This window comes from Sphingomonas sanguinis NBRC 13937 (assembly GCF_001591005.1).
Taxonomy (GTDB): Bacteria; Pseudomonadota; Alphaproteobacteria; order Sphingomonadales; family Sphingomonadaceae; genus Sphingomonas; species Sphingomonas sanguinis.
In genome coordinates, this window is sequence record NZ_BCTY01000102.1 from 1 (window position 1) to 2,332 (window position 2,332).

4 protein-coding genes are annotated in these 2,332 nt (G+C 68.1%); 2 read left to right on the plus strand and 2 right to left on the minus strand.

Annotated features, from left to right (window positions below; translation table 11 throughout):
- Positions 1-430 (plus strand): RNA polymerase sigma factor (locus tag SSA01S_RS18715; RefSeq protein ID WP_061781601.1); only part of this gene is annotated, 430 nt, incomplete at its 5' end.
- Entirely contained in the window at positions 427-1,197 is a 771-nt protein-coding gene (locus SSA01S_RS18720) for an anti-sigma factor family protein (RefSeq protein WP_061781602.1), read from the plus strand. The genes SSA01S_RS18715 and SSA01S_RS18720, both read left to right, overlap by 4 nt.
- 51 nt (positions 1,198-1,248) lie before the next feature.
- Here SSA01S_RS18720 and SSA01S_RS18725 read toward each other — a convergent pair whose 3' ends face one another.
- Together SSA01S_RS18725 and SSA01S_RS18730 are read right to left on the minus strand one after the other, a co-directional pair.
- Complete coding sequence (locus tag SSA01S_RS18725) at positions 1,249-1,761, minus strand: MgtC/SapB family protein (protein ID WP_061781603.1); 513 nt, start codon at positions 1,759-1,761, stop codon at positions 1,249-1,251.
- The coding region (locus tag SSA01S_RS18730) for a molybdopterin-dependent oxidoreductase (RefSeq protein WP_156477971.1) at positions 1,758-2,332 on the minus strand (575 nt) is incomplete at its 5' end. The genes SSA01S_RS18725 and SSA01S_RS18730, both read right to left, overlap by 4 nt.

Genomic DNA, 2,332 nt, shown 5'->3' on the forward strand with positions numbered 1-2,332 from the left:
GATGGCGGATGACGTGGTGCAGGATTGCCTCGAGCGCGCAGTCGGGCGCTGGCGACAGCGACGCGGCGTGGAGGTGCGCCCGTGGGTCTATACGATCCTGCACAACCTGTTGGTCGACCATCAGCGGCAGCATAACCGGCGAGGCACGGCGGTTCCGCTCCACCTCGTGGACGACGCTGCGCTCGGCCGCCCGGCCGATCAGGATACAGGCCTGCACCACCGCGACCTGCTGCGCGCGCTTGATGCGTTGCCTGAGGAACAGCGAACGGTGCTGCTCCTCGTCTCGGTCGAGGGGCTGCCCTATGCGGAGGTCGCTGCCGTCGTCGGCGTGCCGCTGGGCACGGTGATGTCGCGCATATCCCGGGGGCGCGACCGTCTGGCGATACTCCTCCGGGAGGGTGAACGGCCGCGATTGAGGAGCGTGCAATGACCAGCCCGATCGGCGAGGACGATCTGGCCGCATGGATCGATGGCAGGCTGTCGCCCGAGCGGCAGCGCCTGGTCGACGCTTACCTTGACGGCCAGCCGGACGTGCATGCCCGTTTGCGGGAGCGGGCGGAGCAGGCGCGAGCCCTTGCATCGCTGTTCGCTCCCATCGCGGATGAACCGATCCCGGCGACGATGCGCGTCGCAGCCATCAGGGGACGGCAACGCCAACCGCGTTGGCAACTCGCCATCGCCGCGTCGCTTCTGCTGGCGGTCGGGTTTGGCGGGGGGTGGTCGAGCGCGCGGTGGAGCGGCGAACCCCGCGCGGGCATCGCGGCGCTGGCCAACGAGGCGAGTGACAATTTCCGGGTCTATGCCGCCGACCGGATACGACCGGCGGAAATCGGCCCCGACCAGCGCGCCATGCTGATCCGGTGGACCTCCGCCCGATTGGGTGAGCGCGTGACCATCCCGGACCTCAGCACAGCCGGTTACCACTATGGCGGGGGGCGATTGGTCGCGACGCCCCACGGCCCTGCGGCACTGCTCCTCTACGACGGACCGCAAGCGTCGAAACTTGCGGTGCTGACGAGGCCCATGCAGATCGACAAGACCGCGAGCATGACCAGCACGTCCAGCGGGACGATGGGCCGGGTCACATGGGCGGTCGACGGGATCGGCTATAGTGTGGTGGGCGAGCGACCCGCGGCCGAACTGCATCCGATCGCTGATGAGGTCCGGCGGCAGGCCGATGCCGCGCTTGTGTCCTGATAGCGCCTTGCCGCTTCTCGGCGCCGACAGGCACTGGGTGGACCGCCGAGATCACGGCTTGCGCTCGGCATCCTTCCTGTCGGCCTCGGCCGGCGTCAGCCTGGCGCGCTCGCGTATGCGGCGTTCCAGCGGCGCTCCGACGAACAGGACGAGCATTGCGAGGCTCACCCCGCCGACGATGAGCGGCCACACTGCCAATCCCGCTGCCGCGCCGATCGTGGCGGTGACCCAGATGCACGCGGCGGTCGCCAAACCATGCACTTCCTGACCCTGGCCGACCCGCAGCACCGCACCGGCACCGATGAAGCCGACGCCGGACAGAATGCCCTGCATCGCCCGTCCTGCGGCATCGGCGTTCACGTTCGGCAAGCCACTATGCACGATCGCCTGAACGGCGATGCAACTCGCCAGACCGACCAGACCCAGCGTCCGCAGGCCCATGATCTGCCGGTTCTCACGCGAGCGTTCCCAGCCGAGCACCATCCCGGCCGCGGTCGCCACCACCAGCCGGCCAATCGCATCGATCCAGAAAGCGACGTCCGGTGCCGCTGATGCTTCGATCATTCGACCAGCACGTGAACGTGATGCCAGGCGGTGCACAGATAGCCGGCGAAATTCCACATCGTATCCGGCCGCTCGGGCTGTCCCTGCCCGGTCTCGTCGAAGGCACGGGCGACAAGGTGCTGGCGTCCCTTGGCAAGTGTGGCGTCAAGGATCCAGCGCCGCCAGCCCCAGCGCGTCTCCGGATCATCGGCGAAGGTCGCCTGTTGCCAGTCGCGACCGCCGTTCACCGACACTTCGATCCGAGAAATACGGCGGTCATAGGCAATGGCATATCCCTCAATCCGCACCTCTCCGGCGGCCAAACTCTCGCCCGCACCGGGCGAGCAGATCGCGGCGTTGAGCGGCATGGCATTGATCGTCAGACCCTGGCTCCAGTCGACGGTGTCGCTCGTCACAGCGGCGGGGAAGAGCTTGTAGTCGTGCGCCTGGATCGGTGCCTCGGAGGGCGTTTCACGCACCTCGATCCGTGTCAGCCATTTGGCGCTGCGGACCCCGGCATAGCCAGGCACCACCATGCGGAGCGGGGCGCCATGTTCGGGCGTCAGCGGCTCGCCATTCATCGCCCAGGCGA